Source organism: Streptomyces sp. SLBN-31 (assembly GCF_006715395.1).
Lineage (GTDB): Bacteria > Actinomycetota > Actinomycetes > Streptomycetales > Streptomycetaceae > Streptomyces.
The window spans coordinates 828,721-843,583 of record NZ_VFNC01000003.1; the positions used below are offsets into that span (position 1 = coordinate 828,721).

The window sequence follows — 14,863 nt, forward strand, 5'->3', positions numbered from 1 at the left end:
CGGAAGTCGTCTACGGGAGAGCCGGAACCGGGGTGCGGGGGTGCGGTGTGCTCCCCGCACCCTCCAGTTCCAGCCAGTCCCGGTACGCCGGCGCCTGCCGCGCCGCCTCCCGGTACGCCTCCTCCAGCGCGGGCAGCGCGCCGTCGAGGTCCGTCTCCGTGCGGGCCGCCAGGAGCAGCCGTACCCCGAGGGGGTCGCCGTGCAGGCGGCGCACCGCCATGTCCGGGCGGGAGAGCGCGGTCGGCTGGCAGACGGTGACCACCTCGCCGGTCGCCACCAGGGCGGCCGCCGTGTGGTAGTCGCCGTGCAGGACGTGCGGGCTGATGCCGGCCGCGCGGAACATGCGCTGCACGGCCTCCCACTCGCCGTCCACCGTGGGATCGATCATCCAGCGGTCGTCGGCCAGTTCGCGGACGTGGACGACCGGGCGGGCGGCGGCCGGATGGTCGACGGGCAGCAGGACGAACTGCGGTTCGCGGTCCATCAGGACGCGTACGCGCAAGTCTTCGGGGACGCGCAGCGGACTGCCCTCGACCTCGTGCACGAAGGCGACGTCGAGCTGGCCGTCGGCGACCATGCGCAGCAGGGCGTTCGGCGAGACGTTCATGTGCAGGGTCGGTTCCTGGCCGCGGGCACGCAGCCGGCGCAGCCAGCCCGCCAGGGCCTTGCTGGCGGTGGAGCCGACGCGGAACTCCTGGCCGCCGGTGGCCGCCGCCCTCGCCTCCGTGACCAGCGAACGCATCTCCGCCACCAGCGGGCGGGCGCGGCTGAGGACCAGGCTGCCCAGCGGGGTGGGCCGGCAGCCGGTGCGGGTCCGGACGAACAGGGTGCCGCCCAGCTCCTGCTCGATGCGGCGCAGTTGGGTGCTCAACGACGGCTGAGCGACGCCCAGTTGGCGCGCGGCGCGGTGCAGACTGCCGGTGTCGGCTATGGCGCACAGCGCGCGGAGGTGTCTCACCTCAAGCTCCATGCCGTCGGAGCGTAAAGCGGAATCAAAGGTTTCACCAGACGCACAAATCCCTTCGTGCACAGGCGAATCGAGCCCGGACCGGGGCGGTGATACGGCCGTGCTATCGCCGGTTGCCATCATCACAGCCGCCCCACAGGCGCCGACACTCACATCGAGACTCACCCCCCACCAAGGAGTCCTCGATGAGCTTGTCATTCTCCCGTGCGGCGGCCGCGGCCGCTCTCGGCCTCGCGGTCCTCGGTCTCGGTACGGCGGTTCCGGCCTCCGCCGCGCCGGCTCCCGCCCCGTACTCCGGTTCTCCCGCCGAGGCCAAGGCAAACCGGGCCTTCTTCGACGCCGTGCTGAAGTCGGTCGCGGAGAAGCGCGCCGCCCATCCGGACAGCGCCGCCGCCGTCACCGTCGTCTACGACGCCTCCCGCGCGCCGACGTTCAGCGCGCAGATATCCCGCAGCGCCCAGATATGGAACAGCGCGGTGTCGAACGTGAAGCTGCAGTCGGGCTCGTCCTCGAACGCCGACTTCAGCTACCGCGAGGGCAACGACTCCCGTGGCTCGTACGCCTCCACCGACGGGCACGGCAGCGGTTACGTCTTCCTCGACTACGCGCAGAACCGGCAGTACGACTCCACGCGCGTGACCGCCCACGAGACGGGCCATGTGCTGGGGCTGCCGGACCACTACTCGGGCCCGTGCAGCGAGCTGATGTCGGGCGGCGGGCCGGGGCCGTCGTGCACCAACTCCCAGCCGAACGCCAACGAGCGGGCCCGCGTGAACCAGTTGTGGGCGAACGGCCTCGCCGCCGCCCTCGACAAGGCCCTCAGCAAGAGCTGACCCCCCCCTCGAAGACCTGACCCCACCCCCCACACGGTGCGGGCCGCCTTTCCTGCACGAGGCGGCCCGCACCCGGCTGTGCCGACCCGGGCCGCCTGCCTCATCCGCGCCGGTGCAGGGTGATGTCCACGAGCAGCGCGCGATGGTCGGTGCCGGCGAGGTCCAGGAAGCGGGCGCTGTTCGCGGAGAACTCCTCCGACACGAGCACGTGGTCGATCTGGGCGCCGAAGGCGGGGGCGGTGCGCGACGGCCAGCTGGGTGTGCGGTCGTGGTCGGCGAGCCGGGCCGTGTCGCGCAGGCCGGTGTCGAGGATGCGGCGGAAGGCGGCGTGGTCCTGGGAGGCGTTGAAGTCGCCGGCCAGGATCATCGGCGTACCGGAGCGGTCGGCGGCCGCCGACCGCAGTCGGCCGAGTTCGCGGCGCCACACCCCGACCTGGCCGGGCAGCGGGGGCATGGGGTGCGCGAGCTGGAGCCGTACGTCGTGTCCGCGCACGTCGGCGACGGCGCCGGGCATGCCCATCTCGCCGCCCACCCCGTCGGTACCGGTCAGGGGCAGCCGGCTCAGGACCACCGACCCCTCGGAGCCGCCGGCGACGACGGCCTGCCGGTAGGGGTACGCGGTGCCGAACTCCCGCCGGAGCGTGGCCTGGCAGGTGTACTCGCACTCCTCGACGAACACGATGTCCGGCCTGTGCCGCCGGATCTCGGGGACCAGGGCGGCCGTGCCCCGCCCGAACTCGACATTCGACGTCAGCACCCTGAGCTCGGCGAGTGGGGTGCCGCCTGGTTCGTCGACCCTGCCGTACGGCTCGACGAACCAGGCCAGGAACGCGAGGACGAGCAGCGCCCACACCATGCCCGTCCGCCAGCGGGCGAGCAGGGCGAGGAGGAGGGCGAGCCCGGTGGGGGCGAGCAGCCAGGGCAGGAAGGCGAGGAGTTGGGGGACGGGGGTGAGGGCGTCGGTGTCGGCGGCGCGACAGGCGACGACGGTGCTGGTGCCTGCCAGCAGCAGACCGGCTGTCCAGGCGCCGAGCCTCCTGGCGGGGCCCCGGCGTCGGTGCGGGCCTCGCTGGGGGCTGCCGCCCCCAGGCCCCCGCTTCGGCCCTGAACGGGCCTCGTCCTCACATGCCGGACGGCCTGGGTGGGTCACGACTCCCGAGCCTACGCTTGCGCGCTCATCCCCGGCACGGACGGGCGATCGGCCGCGCTCAGGTCGGGGAGTGGTGGAACGGTCTCCGCCGTACCGGATTCGCGGGGGCGGCTGAGCCGGGCTGCCAGGGCCACCGCCAGGCCGAGGGCGACCAGGAGCCAGGAGGCCTCGCGCAGTGTGGTGGTGAGGGCGTCGTAGACCGCGCCCGCGGCCGGGCGGTGGGCCGCCTCGGGCAGGTCGGCGAGGGTGAGGCGGCGACCGACGGCGACGGCGAGGGCGAGGCACCCGCCGCCGAGCGCGGTGCCGAGGCCGGTCGCGGTCAGCGCGCGGCGGCGGCACCCGGCCACCGCGAGACCGGCGACGGCGAAGACCACGGCCGCCAAGGGGAGCCAGAAACCGGCGACTTCCAGCACGTGGAACCCTTTCCGAAGCCGGTCCAGGTCCTGGGCCGGGAGGACGTCGACCGCCGTGTGCTCGACCGGGATGCGGGCGGCGAGCGGCATGTGCTGGTCGGTGAGGCGGCGCTTGACCTGCTCGGTGACCGGCGCCAGGTCGACCCGTACCGCGCGCTCGCGGTCGTCGCGCAGGGCGTGCAGGACGGCGTCGTGCAGGGCGCGGTTGGCGGCGTCCCAGGCCGCGCGGAAGGTCTCGGTGCGGGTGAAGGAGCGGACCGCGTCGTGCACGTAGGGGCCGACGGCGGAGCGCATCGGGCGGACCTCGGGGCGGTCACCGACCTCGTCCATGACCTGGGCTCCCACGGTGTCCGCGACCGCGCCCTGCACCGCGGGGTCCCCGGCGAGCGGCGCCATCGTGCTGACGTAGCGGCCCGTGTCGGCGAGGTCGTACGCCGCCCAGGCCGCCAGCGCGCCGCACGGCGCGAGGAGGCAGGCGAGGGCGATGAGAGCGGCCGACAGGGCGCCCCTGAGGCGTATGGACACCCTCTCAGGCAAGGCCCTGTGGGCCGGCCGCGCGAGCGGTGTGACTGCATACGGGTGCTTTCGCACGGCCGAACGGGCGCTGTGTGGAGGAAAGCAGGCCGGAACTGCAGGTTCCGTTCTCCGGTGGAGGGTTCACCCGAACGGGTGTCTCATGGTGCTGGGGAGAAGGAGGCCGATCATGCGCACCACTCCTGCCCTGAGGACCCTCACCGCTGCCCTGTTCGCCGGTGGCACCCTCGTCGCCGCGGCGGCGGGCACGTCGGCGGCGGCCCAGCCCTCCCATCCCGGAGGCAGCGGCGGTCCGATCTGGGGCACCGTCGTCTCCCGCACCGCGCTGAACGTCCGGGCAAGACCCACCGTCGACTCGGCGGTCGTCGACCGGCTCTCGCCGGGCAGCCAGGACCGCGTCCAGTGCATGGTCCGCGGGCAGAGCGTCGACCGCAATCCGTACTGGTACTGGCTCGTCGGCGCCCAGGGCTGGGCCAGCGCCGAGTTCGTCGACACCGGCGGCCGCTGGGTGCCGACCTGCGCGGACCCCTGTCCGCGGTGGCGGGACGGCAACTGGACCAACGCCGACTGGAACGACCCGAGCTGGAGCGGCACCTGGGCGGTGACCACCAGCGTCACCATCACCGTGACCACCGGAGGGTGAGGGAGCGGGGGGGCCCCGGCCGTCACGGCCGGGGCCCACCCGTGCCCGCACGTCAGCGGATGCGGTGTCCCTCGGCGTCCTCACGCGTGTAGTAGCGGTAGAAGAACACCAGGAAGACGGCCGCCGTCACCCCGACGCCCAGCGCCACCGACCGCAGCACGGAGTCCCCGGTCTGGCTGTAGAGGAAGCCGACCGCCGCGCCTGCGAAGGCCGACTTCACCAGTGAGTGCAACTCGCGCTTCAGCAGCGGTGCGAAGGTCGCGACGGCGATGCACAGCACGATGAACACGACCGCGGTGACGAAGCCGAACAGGATGTTCCAGCCCGTGATCTCGCCGCCGTGACGGCGGTTGGCGGCCGCCCAGAACCCGTAGAGGAGTCCGAGAACCACGGGAATCCCGTACCGGCCCACGGTGTGGACGCGCTCGTCGAACAGGTCGGGTGTACGGGTGGGCCGGGCGGCCCGGTTGGCCCGGACCTTCCCCATCATTCCGCCGCGGCGCGCGGGTGCCGCATGAGCCATGAGAGCACTCCTCTCTCTCCTCGCCCCTGCCTTCCAGGGCACACCTGGGCGAGGGCCCTGGCAAGTCGGCGGGAGGAGAGGAAGCGGACGTTTGCGGTGCTGCGGTGCCTGCTTCGCAGTCGCAGCCGTTACGGTGCTGACGTACGTGATCGACGGGGGATGGGGAGGGAACGATGCCCGGAACCGTGCTGCTGCTCGCCGCCGCCCCGGCGGGCAAGGGGCGCCTGGTGGACGCGGCGTCCGTGCTTCCCGTCCTCGCGGCCGTCCCGCCCGCCGTACTGTCGGGCACCGACACCGCGAACGTCGTCGAGCTCGCCGACCCGCTGGAACCGCAGGCCGTGCTGACGCGGCTGCGCGCCGCCGCGGGCGCACCCGGCCCGCTCACCGTCTTCGTCACCGGCCAGCTCCAGCTCGACCGCCGTCAGCGGCTGCCGCACCTGGCGCTGGCCCGCACCACCCCCTCCACCGTCCGCTACACCGGGCTTCCCTGGCACTGGCTCAAGGAGGAGCTGCGCCTGCGCCCGCCCGGGTCGACGACGCTCTTCGCCGACCTGCACGCCGACGCCGAGACCTGGGAGTGGCTGGCCGCGAACCGTCTCGACTCCGGCCACAGCAACGCGGTCTACGGCCGCATCGCGCCGCCCGCGACCCGGCGGGCGGTGGCGGCGCCGACGTACATGAGGGCCGTGGCGACCATCCTGCGCAGCGGATGGCGGCCGCCGGTGGAGCAGTTGCACCAGCAGGCCCTCGCGCGGATCGCCGAGGAGGGCCCCGGCATCGTGCTGACGGCCGCCCGGCAACCGGTCGTCGACGTCCCGCCGGCCCCCGCGAGCAGGCCGGACCCGCACGCCGCCATCACCGCCGCCGTCCAGGCCGGCCGGCACCCCGACGCCGACTCCCTCGCCGCCGGCCACGAGCGGGCCGCCGTACAGGCCCACGGAGCCGGCTCCGAACAGGCCCTGCACTGGGCCGAGGTGCGCGCCGATCTGGCCATGCTGGCCGGCGATCCGGTGCGCAGCTGCCGGGCCTGGATGCTCGTGGCGCTGGCCAGGCTGTCGGCCGGGCAGCCCGTGGACGCGCCGGCGGTCGAGGCGGCCGTGGACCGGGCGCACCACCAGTGGGGGCAGATCCGCGACGCGGAGGAGGCGCGGCGGACCGGGCCCGCGCTGGCCGAACTGCGTGCCCGGGTGCCGGGGCAACGGCAGGGCGCGCTGGACCATGTCCGGCGACAGCTGCGGCAGTTGCAGACGCAGAACTGACAACTCCCCTGCGACTGACGGTGACAGACCCTCGCCTCTGAGCAACCGTGGTGCCATGATGGTGAGTTATGGCTGAGGGGGATGGAGTGGCCGACCAGGAGATACGCGTATGCCTGGACCGCACCGCCGGTGACCGGGACGTCGTGGCGCTGCGCCAGTGGCTGGAGCGGGAGGAGCCGCTCGCCGAACGGCTGCGGCGCGGCGAGCTGCAGATCGAGCTCCGCGACCGCAGGAACGAGGACCCCGGCACGCCGATGGGCTTCGGCACCGAGGTCGTCGTCGTGCTGATCGGCGGGGCCGCCTCCGCCGCGTTCAAGGAACTGATGGTGGCGGTGCGGCTCGCGGTCGTGGCCTGGCAGGAGAACCGCCGCAGCGTGGAGGCCGGCGATCCGCCCGAGGCCCAGGTCGGCGGTGCGGCCGACGACAGGTAGTGCCGTGAACCGCCTGGACCCGCGTGGCAAGGCCAACCGGGCACTGCTGGTCGGCGTCAGCGAGTACGACCACGTCCGACCGCCGCACGGCGTACCCGGGCCGCTGCCCGCCGTGGCGCACAACCTGACCCGGCTCCAGGAGGCGCTGCGGGGCGGGCAGGTCTTCACCCCGGACGAGGTCACCGCCCTGGCCTCGCCCGACGTGGGCACCTTCCACAACGCCCTGCGCAGGGCCGCCAACGGCGCCGAGGGCCTGCTGCTGGTGTACTTCGCCGGGCACGCGGCGGTACCCAGCGCCGCCGAACCGCTGTTCCTGCAGTTGCGCGGGGCGGAGGTCTACCGCGGCGAGGCGTCGGTCTTCCCCGGCGCCGAGACGTTCGACACGGTCCTGGGCATGCTGGCCGCCAGCCGGGCGGAGCGGATCGTGGTGATCCTCGACTGCTGCTACGCGGGCAACGCCTCCCACGTCTGGGAGCAGTGGGAGCCCTTCGAGGACCGCCGGCGCGTGCTGCTGCTGATGAGCGTGCAGCCCAACCACCGTATCGACGCCGGCGATGACACCACCCCGACGCCGTTCACCGCCGAACTCGTGCACCTCCTCGGCCGGGAGGGCGAGGTCGGCTTCGGCCGGCTCGCCGCGGACTTACGGGCCCGGATGGAGGCCCTGGACCTGCGGACCCTGCGCGACCGGCCGTGGCGGCCGTTCAGCAGGATGGAGGCCGAGGCGGACGTACTGCTGTCGGCACGGGGTGTCCCACCGGAGCCGCCCGGCACCCGGCCCACGCTGCCGATCACGATCCGGCCCGGCGCCCCGACGTCGTCCACCGACACCCCCGGGCCCTCCGACGACCAGTCCCGGCTGCCGCCCGCCCGCCGGCCGACGCTCCCCCGCCGCGTCCGCAACGCCCTCACCGTGCCGCTCGCCGCCCTCCGCTCCCGGGCCGGGCGCGGTGCCGACCGGTTCAGGAAGCTGTCCCGCCCCGCCCGTACCGGCGTCGTCCTGGCCCTGGCCCTCGCCGTCCTGGGCGCCGGCTCCGTCGGCGTCTCCGCCCTGCTGCGCGGCTCCGCCTCCTGCGCCCCGCCGCTCGAACTGCGGGTCCTGACCGACCCCGACCTGGAGCCGACGGTCACCGCGGCGGCCGACGCCTATCTCACCTCGGACGCGAACACCGACGGCCACGGCTGCCGGCGCAGCGGGATCACCGTCTACGGCGCGGGCGCGGCCGACGCGGTCACCGCGCTCAGGCGACAGAGCGAGGACTGGCGGGAGCCGAACGACCAGGACGTCAACCCGCAGCGGGACGTCGGACCGCAGCCGGACGTGTGGATCCCCGCCACACCCGCCGACGTCGACCGCGTCAAGGAGGACCAGGACACCGCGGCCGTGGCCCACCTGGTGGCGGCCCGCACACCGCTCGCCTACTCGCCGGTCGTTCTCGCCGTCCCGGACACCGTCACCGGCGCCGGGCCGCGCACCGGGCGGCCGCTGTCCGCGATGCTGGCCGCCCTGACCGCGCGGAACGCCGACTTCCGGGTGCGCCGGCCCGACCCCGAGTACGCCGACGCCGCGCTGCTGGCCACGACGGGCCTGTACGGCACCGGCACCGCGAAGGCGACCGACCCCGGCCGCGCCGAGCGGCTGGTCTCCCAGGCGGGGCCGCCCTCCCGGACCGCCGCCGACCTGATGTGCGCGCTGCCCGAGGACCCGTCGTCGGACGCCTCTACCGCCGCCCTCGTACCGGAGTTCCTGCTGAAGACCGGTGTCGGCTGCGACCGGACGACCCGCGAGCGGCGCACCGCCCGGTACCCGGACGACATGCCCGGCGTCGAGCCCACCTTCGTGCGGGTGCGCTGGGACCACGGCGACCGGGACGGCGCCGCCCGCGACGACGCCACGGAGAGGTTCGGCACCTGGCTGGCCGGCTCCGGCGGGCGGGCCGTGTTCGCGCGCGACGGGTTCCGGGACGCCCGCCACCGGCCGCTGCCGGACGGCGCGGACACCGCCTCCGGGGTGCTGCACGCCCCGTCCCCGCTCGCCGCGGGCGCCGCGAGCGGCGCGATGGACGACGCGCTGAAGCAGTACCGGGGAGCCAACGGGCCCGGCCGGGTGCTCTATCTGCTCGACAACTCCGGCTCCATGGGCGGTCTCTGGGACGGACCCAGCGGCGGGCCCGGACTGCTGAGGCAGTCGCTCGGCGGCCTCGGCTCCCGCGACGAGTTCGGGATCCGGACAGTGTCGGGGACGGGGGAGCGGCCGTACACCACGCTCCTGCGCTACGGCCACCACCCGCGCGGGGAAGCGGAACGAGCCGTCGGCCGCGCGAGGGTCCGGGACGCCGAGGCCGACCCGCCCGCAGCCCTGTCCGCCGCCCTCGACGAGATGCGCCGCCGCGGCATCGACGACCACCGCCCCGAGCTGATCGTGTACATCACCGACGACGAGGACGACGGCCGGCTGACCGGCGCCGCCCTCGACGACGTGCTGAGCAAGGCCCGCGCCGGCAAGGGGCGGGTGCCGGTGACCATGGTGTCCCTGGTGAGCGGCGGCTGCGACCGCGGCAGGCCGGACGCGCTCATCTCCGCGGCGAGCGGCGGCCGTTGCCTGGACGCCGACGACGACCTGGGCACGGGCCTGACCGACGAGGTCGCGCGCACCGGAACGGGGGAGGACTGATGGTGCTACGGCGCCTGGCGGCCGCGGCCGCCCTGCTGCTGCTCGCCGCCTGCACCGGCGGGACCGGACACACCGACGCGTCCTCCTCGCAGGAGGTGCCCGGCGAGATCGTCATCGCCAGCGGCCGGGACGTCACCGGCAAGAACGGCATCCGCGAGCAGCTCATCGACGCCTGGAACCGCAAGCAGGACAAGGCGAACACCGGCTACCACGCCCGCCTGGTCGAACTCTCCGGCAGCGCGGACGAACAGCGCAGCCAGCTGCTCGGCGCCCTGCAGTCCGGCAGCGCGTCGTACGACGTGGTGAACCTGGACGTCACCTGGGTGCCGGAGTTCGCCGCTGCCCACCTGGTGCGCCCGCTGCCGGGCTCGCTGATCCCGGACGACGTCATCGAGTCCGTCGCCAGCACGGCCAGCTGGGACGGCAAGGTGTACGCGGTGCCGTTCAACAGCGACGTCGGGCTGCTCTTCTACCGGCGCGACTGGCTGCGGGAGGCGGGCGTCCGGGACACCGACCTGAGCGCGAAGGACACCTCCTGGACGGACATCGACGCGCTGATCGGCGACGTGGACGACCTCGCCCCCAAGGGCTACCAGAGGGGCTGGACCACACAGCTGGCCGGCTACGAGGGCCGTACCGTCAACGCGATCGAGGCGTTCACGACGGAGGCGCCCGAGCTGACGCTCACCGACGCCGAGGGCCATTACGACGCCGACGTCGACGATCTGGCGCAGGGCATCGCGGAGCTGCGCCGGCGCACCGCCGCACCGTACCTGCTCCCCGCCGCAGTGCACTCCGACGAGCCCGCCTCGATGAGCGACTTCGCGGACGGCCGCACCGCCTTCCTGCGCTTCTGGCCCTACGGCTACCGCAGCCTGTTCCAGACCTTCGGCGAGGAACAGCTGGGCGTGGCCCCGCTGCCGGGCGCCGCGGTGCTGGGCGGGCAGAACCTGGCGGTGACCGCCTCGTCCCCGCGGGCGCACAAGGCCGCCGAGCTGATCTCCTACCTGACCAGTGCCGAGAGCGAACGCTGCCTGCTCGACGCGGGGTTCGCGGCCACCCGTACCTCCGCGTACCGGGATCACCGCCTGCGCTGCACCACCGGCACCGCGGCGCCGTCCGCCTCACCCACGGGCGAGCGCACCGACCCGATGCCCCGCGACGCCGACGGCCGCCCGAAATACGCCCGCAGGATCCTGCTGCCCGCCCTGCAGAAGGCCGTCCAGCGCCCCCGCACACCCCTGTACGGAGCCTTCACCCAGACCTTCATCGCCCAGCTTGGCGCCCTGTTCGGAGACAGCCCACCGACCGACGAGAAACTGGCGACCAACCTCGACCGCGCCCTGCGCAAGGCGTTGCCCGACTAGAGCCCTACCTGTCCAGGCAGGCCAGCGCTCCCGACACCAGGGTGCGTACGCCCGGGGTGACGGTGGCGAGGTCGGGGGCGAAGTGGGGGCTGTGGTTGCTGGGGACGGCCAGGAACTTCTCCATCAGGTCCGCCCCCTCGGCCGCCTCCCACACATCGGCCCGGGTCGTCGTGACGAACCAGTAGGAGTACGGGATCCCGCCCTGCGCCAGGTGCGGGAAGTCCTCGCTGCCCATCACCGGCCCGAAGTCGAGGACCGTACCGGCCCCGAGCACCTCCTCGTGCACGGCCGCGACCCGGCGGTCGGTGTCCGCGTCGTTGACGGTCACCGGGAAGGTCGCGCCCACCGTGATCTCCGGCTCCCGCGGGCACCCGGCGGCGAGCGCCTCGCCGGCCGCGATACGGCGGATCGCCGCGAGCATCCGCGCCCGCACCTCCTCGGACTGGGTGCGCAGGTTCAGGGCGATGCGTGCCTCGGACGGGATGATGTTGTGCCGGGTGCCCGCCTCGATCCGGCCCACGGTCAGCACGGCCGACTCCTTCGCCGGGATCTCGCGGGAGACGACGGTCTGCAGCCGGGTGACGAGGTGGGCGGCCGTGACGACGGGATCGACGGTCGTCTCGGGCCGCGAACCGTGCCCGCCCCGCCCGTGCACGACGATGTCGACGTCCGTCGACGCCGACATGATCAGGCCGGGCGAGTGGGCGTAGAAGCCGACCGGGCCCGGCGCCGCGTGCTGCCCGAGCAGCACGTCCGGCCGCGGGAACCGCTCGTAGAGCCCGTCCGCGACCATCCGCTCGGCTCCCTGCCCGGACTCCTCGGCCGGCTGGCCCACCACCAGCAGGGTGCCGTTCCAGGTCTCCCGTCCGGCCGCCAGCGCCCGGGCCGCGCCCGCGAGCCAGGTGACATGCAGGTCGTGCCCGCAGGCGTGCATCACGCCGGGGGTCTCGGAGGCGTACGGCAGCCCGGTGTCCTCCACGACCGGCAGCGCGTCCATGTCCGCGCGCAGCAGCACGGTCGGCCCGTCGCCGTTGCGCAGCAGCCCGGCGACTCCGGTGCCGCCGATGCCCTCCGCGGTCTCGTAGCCCGCCTCGCGCAGCTGCTCGGCGAGCCGTCCTGCCGTGCGGTGCTCCCGCAGCGAGAGCTCGGGGTGGCGGTGCAGGTCCCGGTAGAGGTCCTCCAGGGCGGTCACCGGCAGGTCGGAGGTCAGGTCGAGGGCGGTGCGCGCGGCGACAGAGGTCATCCCCGCAGCGTACGCAAGGCGGCCGCCGACGGCAGGGGAAGCCTCCGTCGGCGCCCGCGGCCGCGTCAGGCGTACGGGTCGAAGGTGATGCCGCTCGGCCTCGCCTTGTTCAGGTGGTCGGCGAACTTGGAGTCCTGCAGCGGGAAGTTGGCGCTGCCCCAGTCGGAGCCGTTGAGGATCGTGCGCAGGTCGGGCGCCAGGTTGTCCCAGGTGAGCAGGTTCTCCTGGTGCCAGGCGCCGGTGTCGTTCTCCGCGGTCTCGCCCCACTTGGCGAAGCGGAAGGCGTGGGTGCTCGCGCCGTCCTTGTGGTAGACCACCTGCACGCGCCGGCCGCTCATCGGCACGTTCGCGACGGGCTCGGTGTCGAAGCCGCCGTGCGCGGAGGCCGACAGGTACGACGGGGTGTCCGCGCCCTCCTTGACCCAGACGACGACGCACTCCCAGTCGTGGCGGTGGCCGATGCCGGGCGAGGCCTCGTCCTTCTCGAAGTAGCCGGCGTAGACGATTCCGCACCAGCCGTTGTTGCACTTGGCGCGCGAGTAGGTGTTCGCGTGGTTCAGATGCCCGCTGCGGCACTCGCCGGTGACGGAACCGGTCGGCTTGAGGCCGCCGTTGAGGTTGCCGTCGGGGTCGATCGCGGCGGCCGGGTAGCAGCTGTCGGTGTCGTAGTCGTAGAGGGGCTCGAAGTTCTTCTGGAACGCGGTCGCGTTCTCGGGCAGGTTCTGCAGCACGCCCGCGGAGGCGCTGCCGGCGAGGGCGACGGCGAGGACCGCGGCGCTGCCCGCGACGGCCGCGGAACGGGCGAGGCGGTGGGGCATGGGGGGCTCCAGTCGACGAACGGACTCGTCCCGGACATGACATCCGGGGCCGCCCGAAGACTGGCAGGCCGAGACCCTTTTGGAAAGGGCTTTCTGTCGAATTCGCGGGGGCTTCTCGCCGAAGCCTCAGCCGTGCTGCGAGGCCTGCTGGACCTGGGCCGCCGGCTTCGGCTCGTTCGCCGCTCTCGCCGGTCCCGCGTTCGCCGCCAGGACCAGGGTCGTCACGGCGATCAGCGCGGCGGCGAAGCCTCTTGCGTAGCGCTCGGCGGGGCTGGTGCGTTCGTTCACGGCGACCTCGCAACAGCGGTGATTACAGCAACGGGTTAAGCATGTTTAATCCGTGGCTTAACCTAGGGGCGGACGGGGGCTAACAGCAAGAGGGCCAGGGGGAGTTGGGGATGACGGACCGCGACGAACCGGAGGTCATCGGCAGACGGGTGCAGCAGCTCAGGGCGGCACGCGGGCTGACGCAGAAACAGCTCGCCGAGCCCGCCTACACCCCCGCTTACATCTCCACCCTGGAAGCCGGCCGGGTGCGCGCCTCCGACGAGGCGCTCCGGCACATCGCCGAACGGCTCGGGGTGGCGTACGAGGAACTCGCCACCGGACGTCCGGCACGGCTCGCCACCGACCTCAGGCTCCGGCTCACCGAGGCCCAGCGCACGCTCGCCGGCGGCGAGGCCGAGCGGGCCGCCGAGCAGTACGGCGCGCTGCTCGCCGAGGCCGAGGGGCACGACCTCGCCGACGTACAGGCCGCCGCCCTGCTGGGGCTGGGCGAGTCGGCCCTGGACACCGGCGAACTCACCGACGCCCGCCGGTACTTCGAGCAGGCGGAGAAGACCCTCGCCGACGCCCCGCTGCCCGCCCGCGTCCCGGCCCTGCGCGGACGCGCCGTCTCCCACTACCTCGCGGGCGAACTCCGCTACGCCGTCTACCTGCTGGAGTCCACCCTCGACGAGCTCAACCGCGGCGGGCTGCACGACCCCGACGCCCTGCTCCTGCTCTACGCCAGCATCATCGGCCCCTACATGGACATGGGCGCCCACGCCCGGGCCGCCCAGGCCGCCGAGCTCGCCCTCGCCCTCGCGCCCCAGGCCGGCGACCCCGCCCTCGTCGCCCGGATGCACCGCTCGGTCGCCCGCACCCTGCTCGCCGAGGGCCGTATCGCCGAGGCCGACGCCTCGCTGGCCAAGGCGTCCGAGCTGTACCGCACCCTGCAGATCCGCACCGAACTCGCCAACTGCCACTGGATGCGTGGGTACGTGTGCGCCCAGAACGGCGAACTGGAGCGTGCCGAGGCGGAGTTGCGGCAGGCCCTGGAGATGCTCACCGCCAAGCGGGCCGCCCTCTACAGCAGCCAGGTCGCCGTCGAGCTGGCCGACGTACTGCACCGCCGCGGCAAGTCCGAACAGGCCGCGGCCCTCCTCCACGACACCCTGAGCGACCTGAACTCCGAACGCGGCGCGCTGCACTCCGCCGCCGCCCACCGCCTCCTCGGCATCATCGCCGAGGACGCCCGCGACACGGAGACCGCCGAGGAGCACTACGTACGGGCGCTCAGCCTGCTCGAGCGCGCCGGGGCGGCCGGCGACCTCGCCGACCTGTGCCGGCTGCTGGGGGACCTGCTGCGCCGGACCGGGCGGGTGGAGGCGGCCCTGGACGCCTACCGGACCGGGCTCGGCCACCGCACGGCGCCGGGCACCACCACGCTGGGGCCGGCTCCGGCACAGCCGCCGTTGTGAGGGGGCGCTGCGGCGTTTTCACCGGGGCGCCGCGGCGTTGTGAGGGGTGGGGGTGCGCCCGTGGTGAGGGTGGGGTGGGGTGCGCCCGTGGTGAGGGGTGCTGCCGCGTTGTGAGGGGTGGGGGTGCGGCGTGGTGATGGTGGTGCGGTGTGTCGGGGTGGGTGGTGCGGTGGTGTCGTGGGCGGGGCCGATGTGGGCACACGGGTGGTGCGGGAGGTTCCCGAGCGGGCGTGTCATGAGTCCCGGTCCCTGATTCTGCCGGTCCG

The 14,863-nt window shown here is 73.9% G+C and carries 14 protein-coding genes; 7 read left to right on the forward strand and 7 right to left on the reverse strand.

Annotated features, from left to right (window positions below; translation table 11 throughout):
• Positions 1 to 10 precede the first annotated feature (10 nt).
• Complete coding sequence (locus FBY22_RS41425; RefSeq protein WP_142153766.1) at positions 11 to 970, reverse strand: LysR family transcriptional regulator; 960 nt, start codon at positions 968 to 970, stop codon at positions 11 to 13.
• 182 nt (positions 971 to 1,152) lie between these two features.
• On the opposite strand from FBY22_RS41425, the gene snpA reads away from it, so the two are divergent.
• Positions 1,153 to 1,800: a snapalysin gene (gene snpA / locus FBY22_RS41430; RefSeq protein ID WP_142153768.1), complete on the forward strand. Its 648-nt coding sequence runs from the start codon at positions 1,153 to 1,155 to the stop codon at positions 1,798 to 1,800.
• 100 nt (positions 1,801 to 1,900) lie between these two features.
• Here snpA and FBY22_RS41435 read toward each other — a convergent pair whose 3' ends face one another.
• A complete protein-coding gene (locus tag FBY22_RS41435; protein WP_260845416.1) occupies positions 1,901 to 2,812 on the reverse strand; it encodes an endonuclease/exonuclease/phosphatase family protein in 912 nt (303 codons plus the stop codon).
• Between the two features lie 149 nt (positions 2,813 to 2,961).
• Entirely contained in the window at positions 2,962 to 3,888 is a 927-nt protein-coding gene (locus tag FBY22_RS41440) for a hypothetical protein (protein WP_260845380.1), read from the reverse strand.
• A 178-nt stretch (positions 3,889 to 4,066) separates the two neighbouring features.
• On the opposite strand from FBY22_RS41440, the gene FBY22_RS41445 reads away from it, so the two are divergent.
• Positions 4,067 to 4,540: an SH3 domain-containing protein gene (locus FBY22_RS41445; RefSeq protein ID WP_142153771.1), complete on the forward strand. Its 474-nt coding sequence runs from the start codon at positions 4,067 to 4,069 to the stop codon at positions 4,538 to 4,540.
• Between the two features lie 52 nt (positions 4,541 to 4,592).
• On the opposite strand, the gene FBY22_RS41450 is transcribed toward FBY22_RS41445, so the two are convergent.
• Positions 4,593 to 5,063: a hypothetical protein gene (locus FBY22_RS41450; RefSeq protein ID WP_142153773.1), complete on the reverse strand. Its 471-nt coding sequence runs from the start codon at positions 5,061 to 5,063 to the stop codon at positions 4,593 to 4,595.
• A 173-nt stretch (positions 5,064 to 5,236) separates the two neighbouring features.
• Here FBY22_RS41450 and FBY22_RS41455 point away from each other — a divergent pair, with 173 nt between their 5' ends.
• The 4 genes from FBY22_RS41455 to FBY22_RS41470 all read left to right on the forward strand — a co-directional run bounded on the left by FBY22_RS41455 (position 5,237) and on the right by FBY22_RS41470 (position 10,794).
• Complete coding sequence (locus FBY22_RS41455; RefSeq protein ID WP_142153775.1) at positions 5,237 to 6,322, forward strand: hypothetical protein; 1,086 nt, start codon at positions 5,237 to 5,239, stop codon at positions 6,320 to 6,322.
• A gap of 68 nt (positions 6,323 to 6,390) precedes the next feature.
• Positions 6,391 to 6,753, forward strand: a complete 363-nt coding sequence (locus FBY22_RS41460) for a hypothetical protein (RefSeq protein WP_142153777.1) — start codon at positions 6,391 to 6,393, stop codon at positions 6,751 to 6,753.
• A gap of 4 nt (positions 6,754 to 6,757) precedes the next feature.
• Positions 6,758 to 9,427, forward strand: coding sequence for a substrate-binding domain-containing protein (locus FBY22_RS41465; RefSeq protein ID WP_142153779.1), 2,670 nt, complete (start codon positions 6,758 to 6,760; stop codon positions 9,425 to 9,427).
• On the forward strand, positions 9,427 to 10,794 hold the full coding sequence (locus FBY22_RS41470; protein ID WP_142153781.1) for an extracellular solute-binding protein: 1,368 nt from the start codon (positions 9,427 to 9,429) through the stop codon (positions 10,792 to 10,794). The genes FBY22_RS41465 and FBY22_RS41470 overlap by 1 nt, the downstream gene beginning before the upstream one ends.
• Before the next feature lie 4 nt (positions 10,795 to 10,798).
• Here FBY22_RS41470 and FBY22_RS41475 read toward each other — a convergent pair whose 3' ends face one another.
• From FBY22_RS41475 to FBY22_RS44380, 3 genes are all read right to left on the reverse strand, one after another.
• Entirely contained in the window at positions 10,799 to 12,037 is a 1,239-nt protein-coding gene (locus FBY22_RS41475; protein ID WP_142153783.1) for an amidohydrolase, read from the reverse strand.
• Positions 12,038 to 12,102: 65 nt separating this feature from the next.
• Complete coding sequence (locus tag FBY22_RS41480) at positions 12,103 to 12,855, reverse strand: NPP1 family protein (RefSeq protein WP_142153785.1); 753 nt, start codon at positions 12,853 to 12,855, stop codon at positions 12,103 to 12,105.
• A 126-nt stretch (positions 12,856 to 12,981) separates the two neighbouring features.
• Positions 12,982 to 13,143, reverse strand: coding sequence for a hypothetical protein (locus FBY22_RS44380; protein ID WP_174267427.1), 162 nt, complete (start codon positions 13,141 to 13,143; stop codon positions 12,982 to 12,984).
• A 110-nt stretch (positions 13,144 to 13,253) separates the two neighbouring features.
• Here FBY22_RS44380 and FBY22_RS41485 point away from each other — a divergent pair, with 110 nt between their 5' ends.
• Positions 13,254 to 14,597 (forward strand): helix-turn-helix transcriptional regulator, encoded by a 1,344-nt coding sequence (locus tag FBY22_RS41485; RefSeq protein WP_142153788.1) that lies wholly within the window; start codon positions 13,254 to 13,256, stop codon positions 14,595 to 14,597.
• Positions 14,598 to 14,863: the final 266 nt, after the last annotated feature.

Coding starts and splice junctions, on each gene's coding strand:
- FBY22_RS41450 (WP_142153773.1), bottom strand. CDS start 5,063: ATGGCTCATGCGGCACCCGCGCGCCGCGGCGGAATGATGGGGAAGGTC.
- FBY22_RS41425 (WP_142153766.1), bottom strand. CDS start 970: ATGGAGCTTGAGGTGAGACACCTCCGCGCGCTGTGCGCCATAGCCGAC.
- FBY22_RS41455 (WP_142153775.1), top strand. CDS start 5,237: ATGCCCGGAACCGTGCTGCTGCTCGCCGCCGCCCCGGCGGGCAAGGGG.
- FBY22_RS41460 (WP_142153777.1), top strand. CDS start 6,391: ATGGCTGAGGGGGATGGAGTGGCCGACCAGGAGATACGCGTATGCCTG.
- FBY22_RS41485 (WP_142153788.1), top strand. CDS start 13,254: ATGACGGACCGCGACGAACCGGAGGTCATCGGCAGACGGGTGCAGCAG.
- snpA (WP_142153768.1), top strand. CDS start 1,153: ATGAGCTTGTCATTCTCCCGTGCGGCGGCCGCGGCCGCTCTCGGCCTC.
- FBY22_RS41445 (WP_142153771.1), top strand. CDS start 4,067: ATGCGCACCACTCCTGCCCTGAGGACCCTCACCGCTGCCCTGTTCGCC.
- FBY22_RS41475 (WP_142153783.1), bottom strand. CDS start 12,037: ATGACCTCTGTCGCCGCGCGCACCGCCCTCGACCTGACCTCCGACCTG.
- FBY22_RS41470 (WP_142153781.1), top strand. CDS start 9,427: ATGGTGCTACGGCGCCTGGCGGCCGCGGCCGCCCTGCTGCTGCTCGCC.
- FBY22_RS41480 (WP_142153785.1), bottom strand. CDS start 12,855: ATGCCCCACCGCCTCGCCCGTTCCGCGGCCGTCGCGGGCAGCGCCGCG.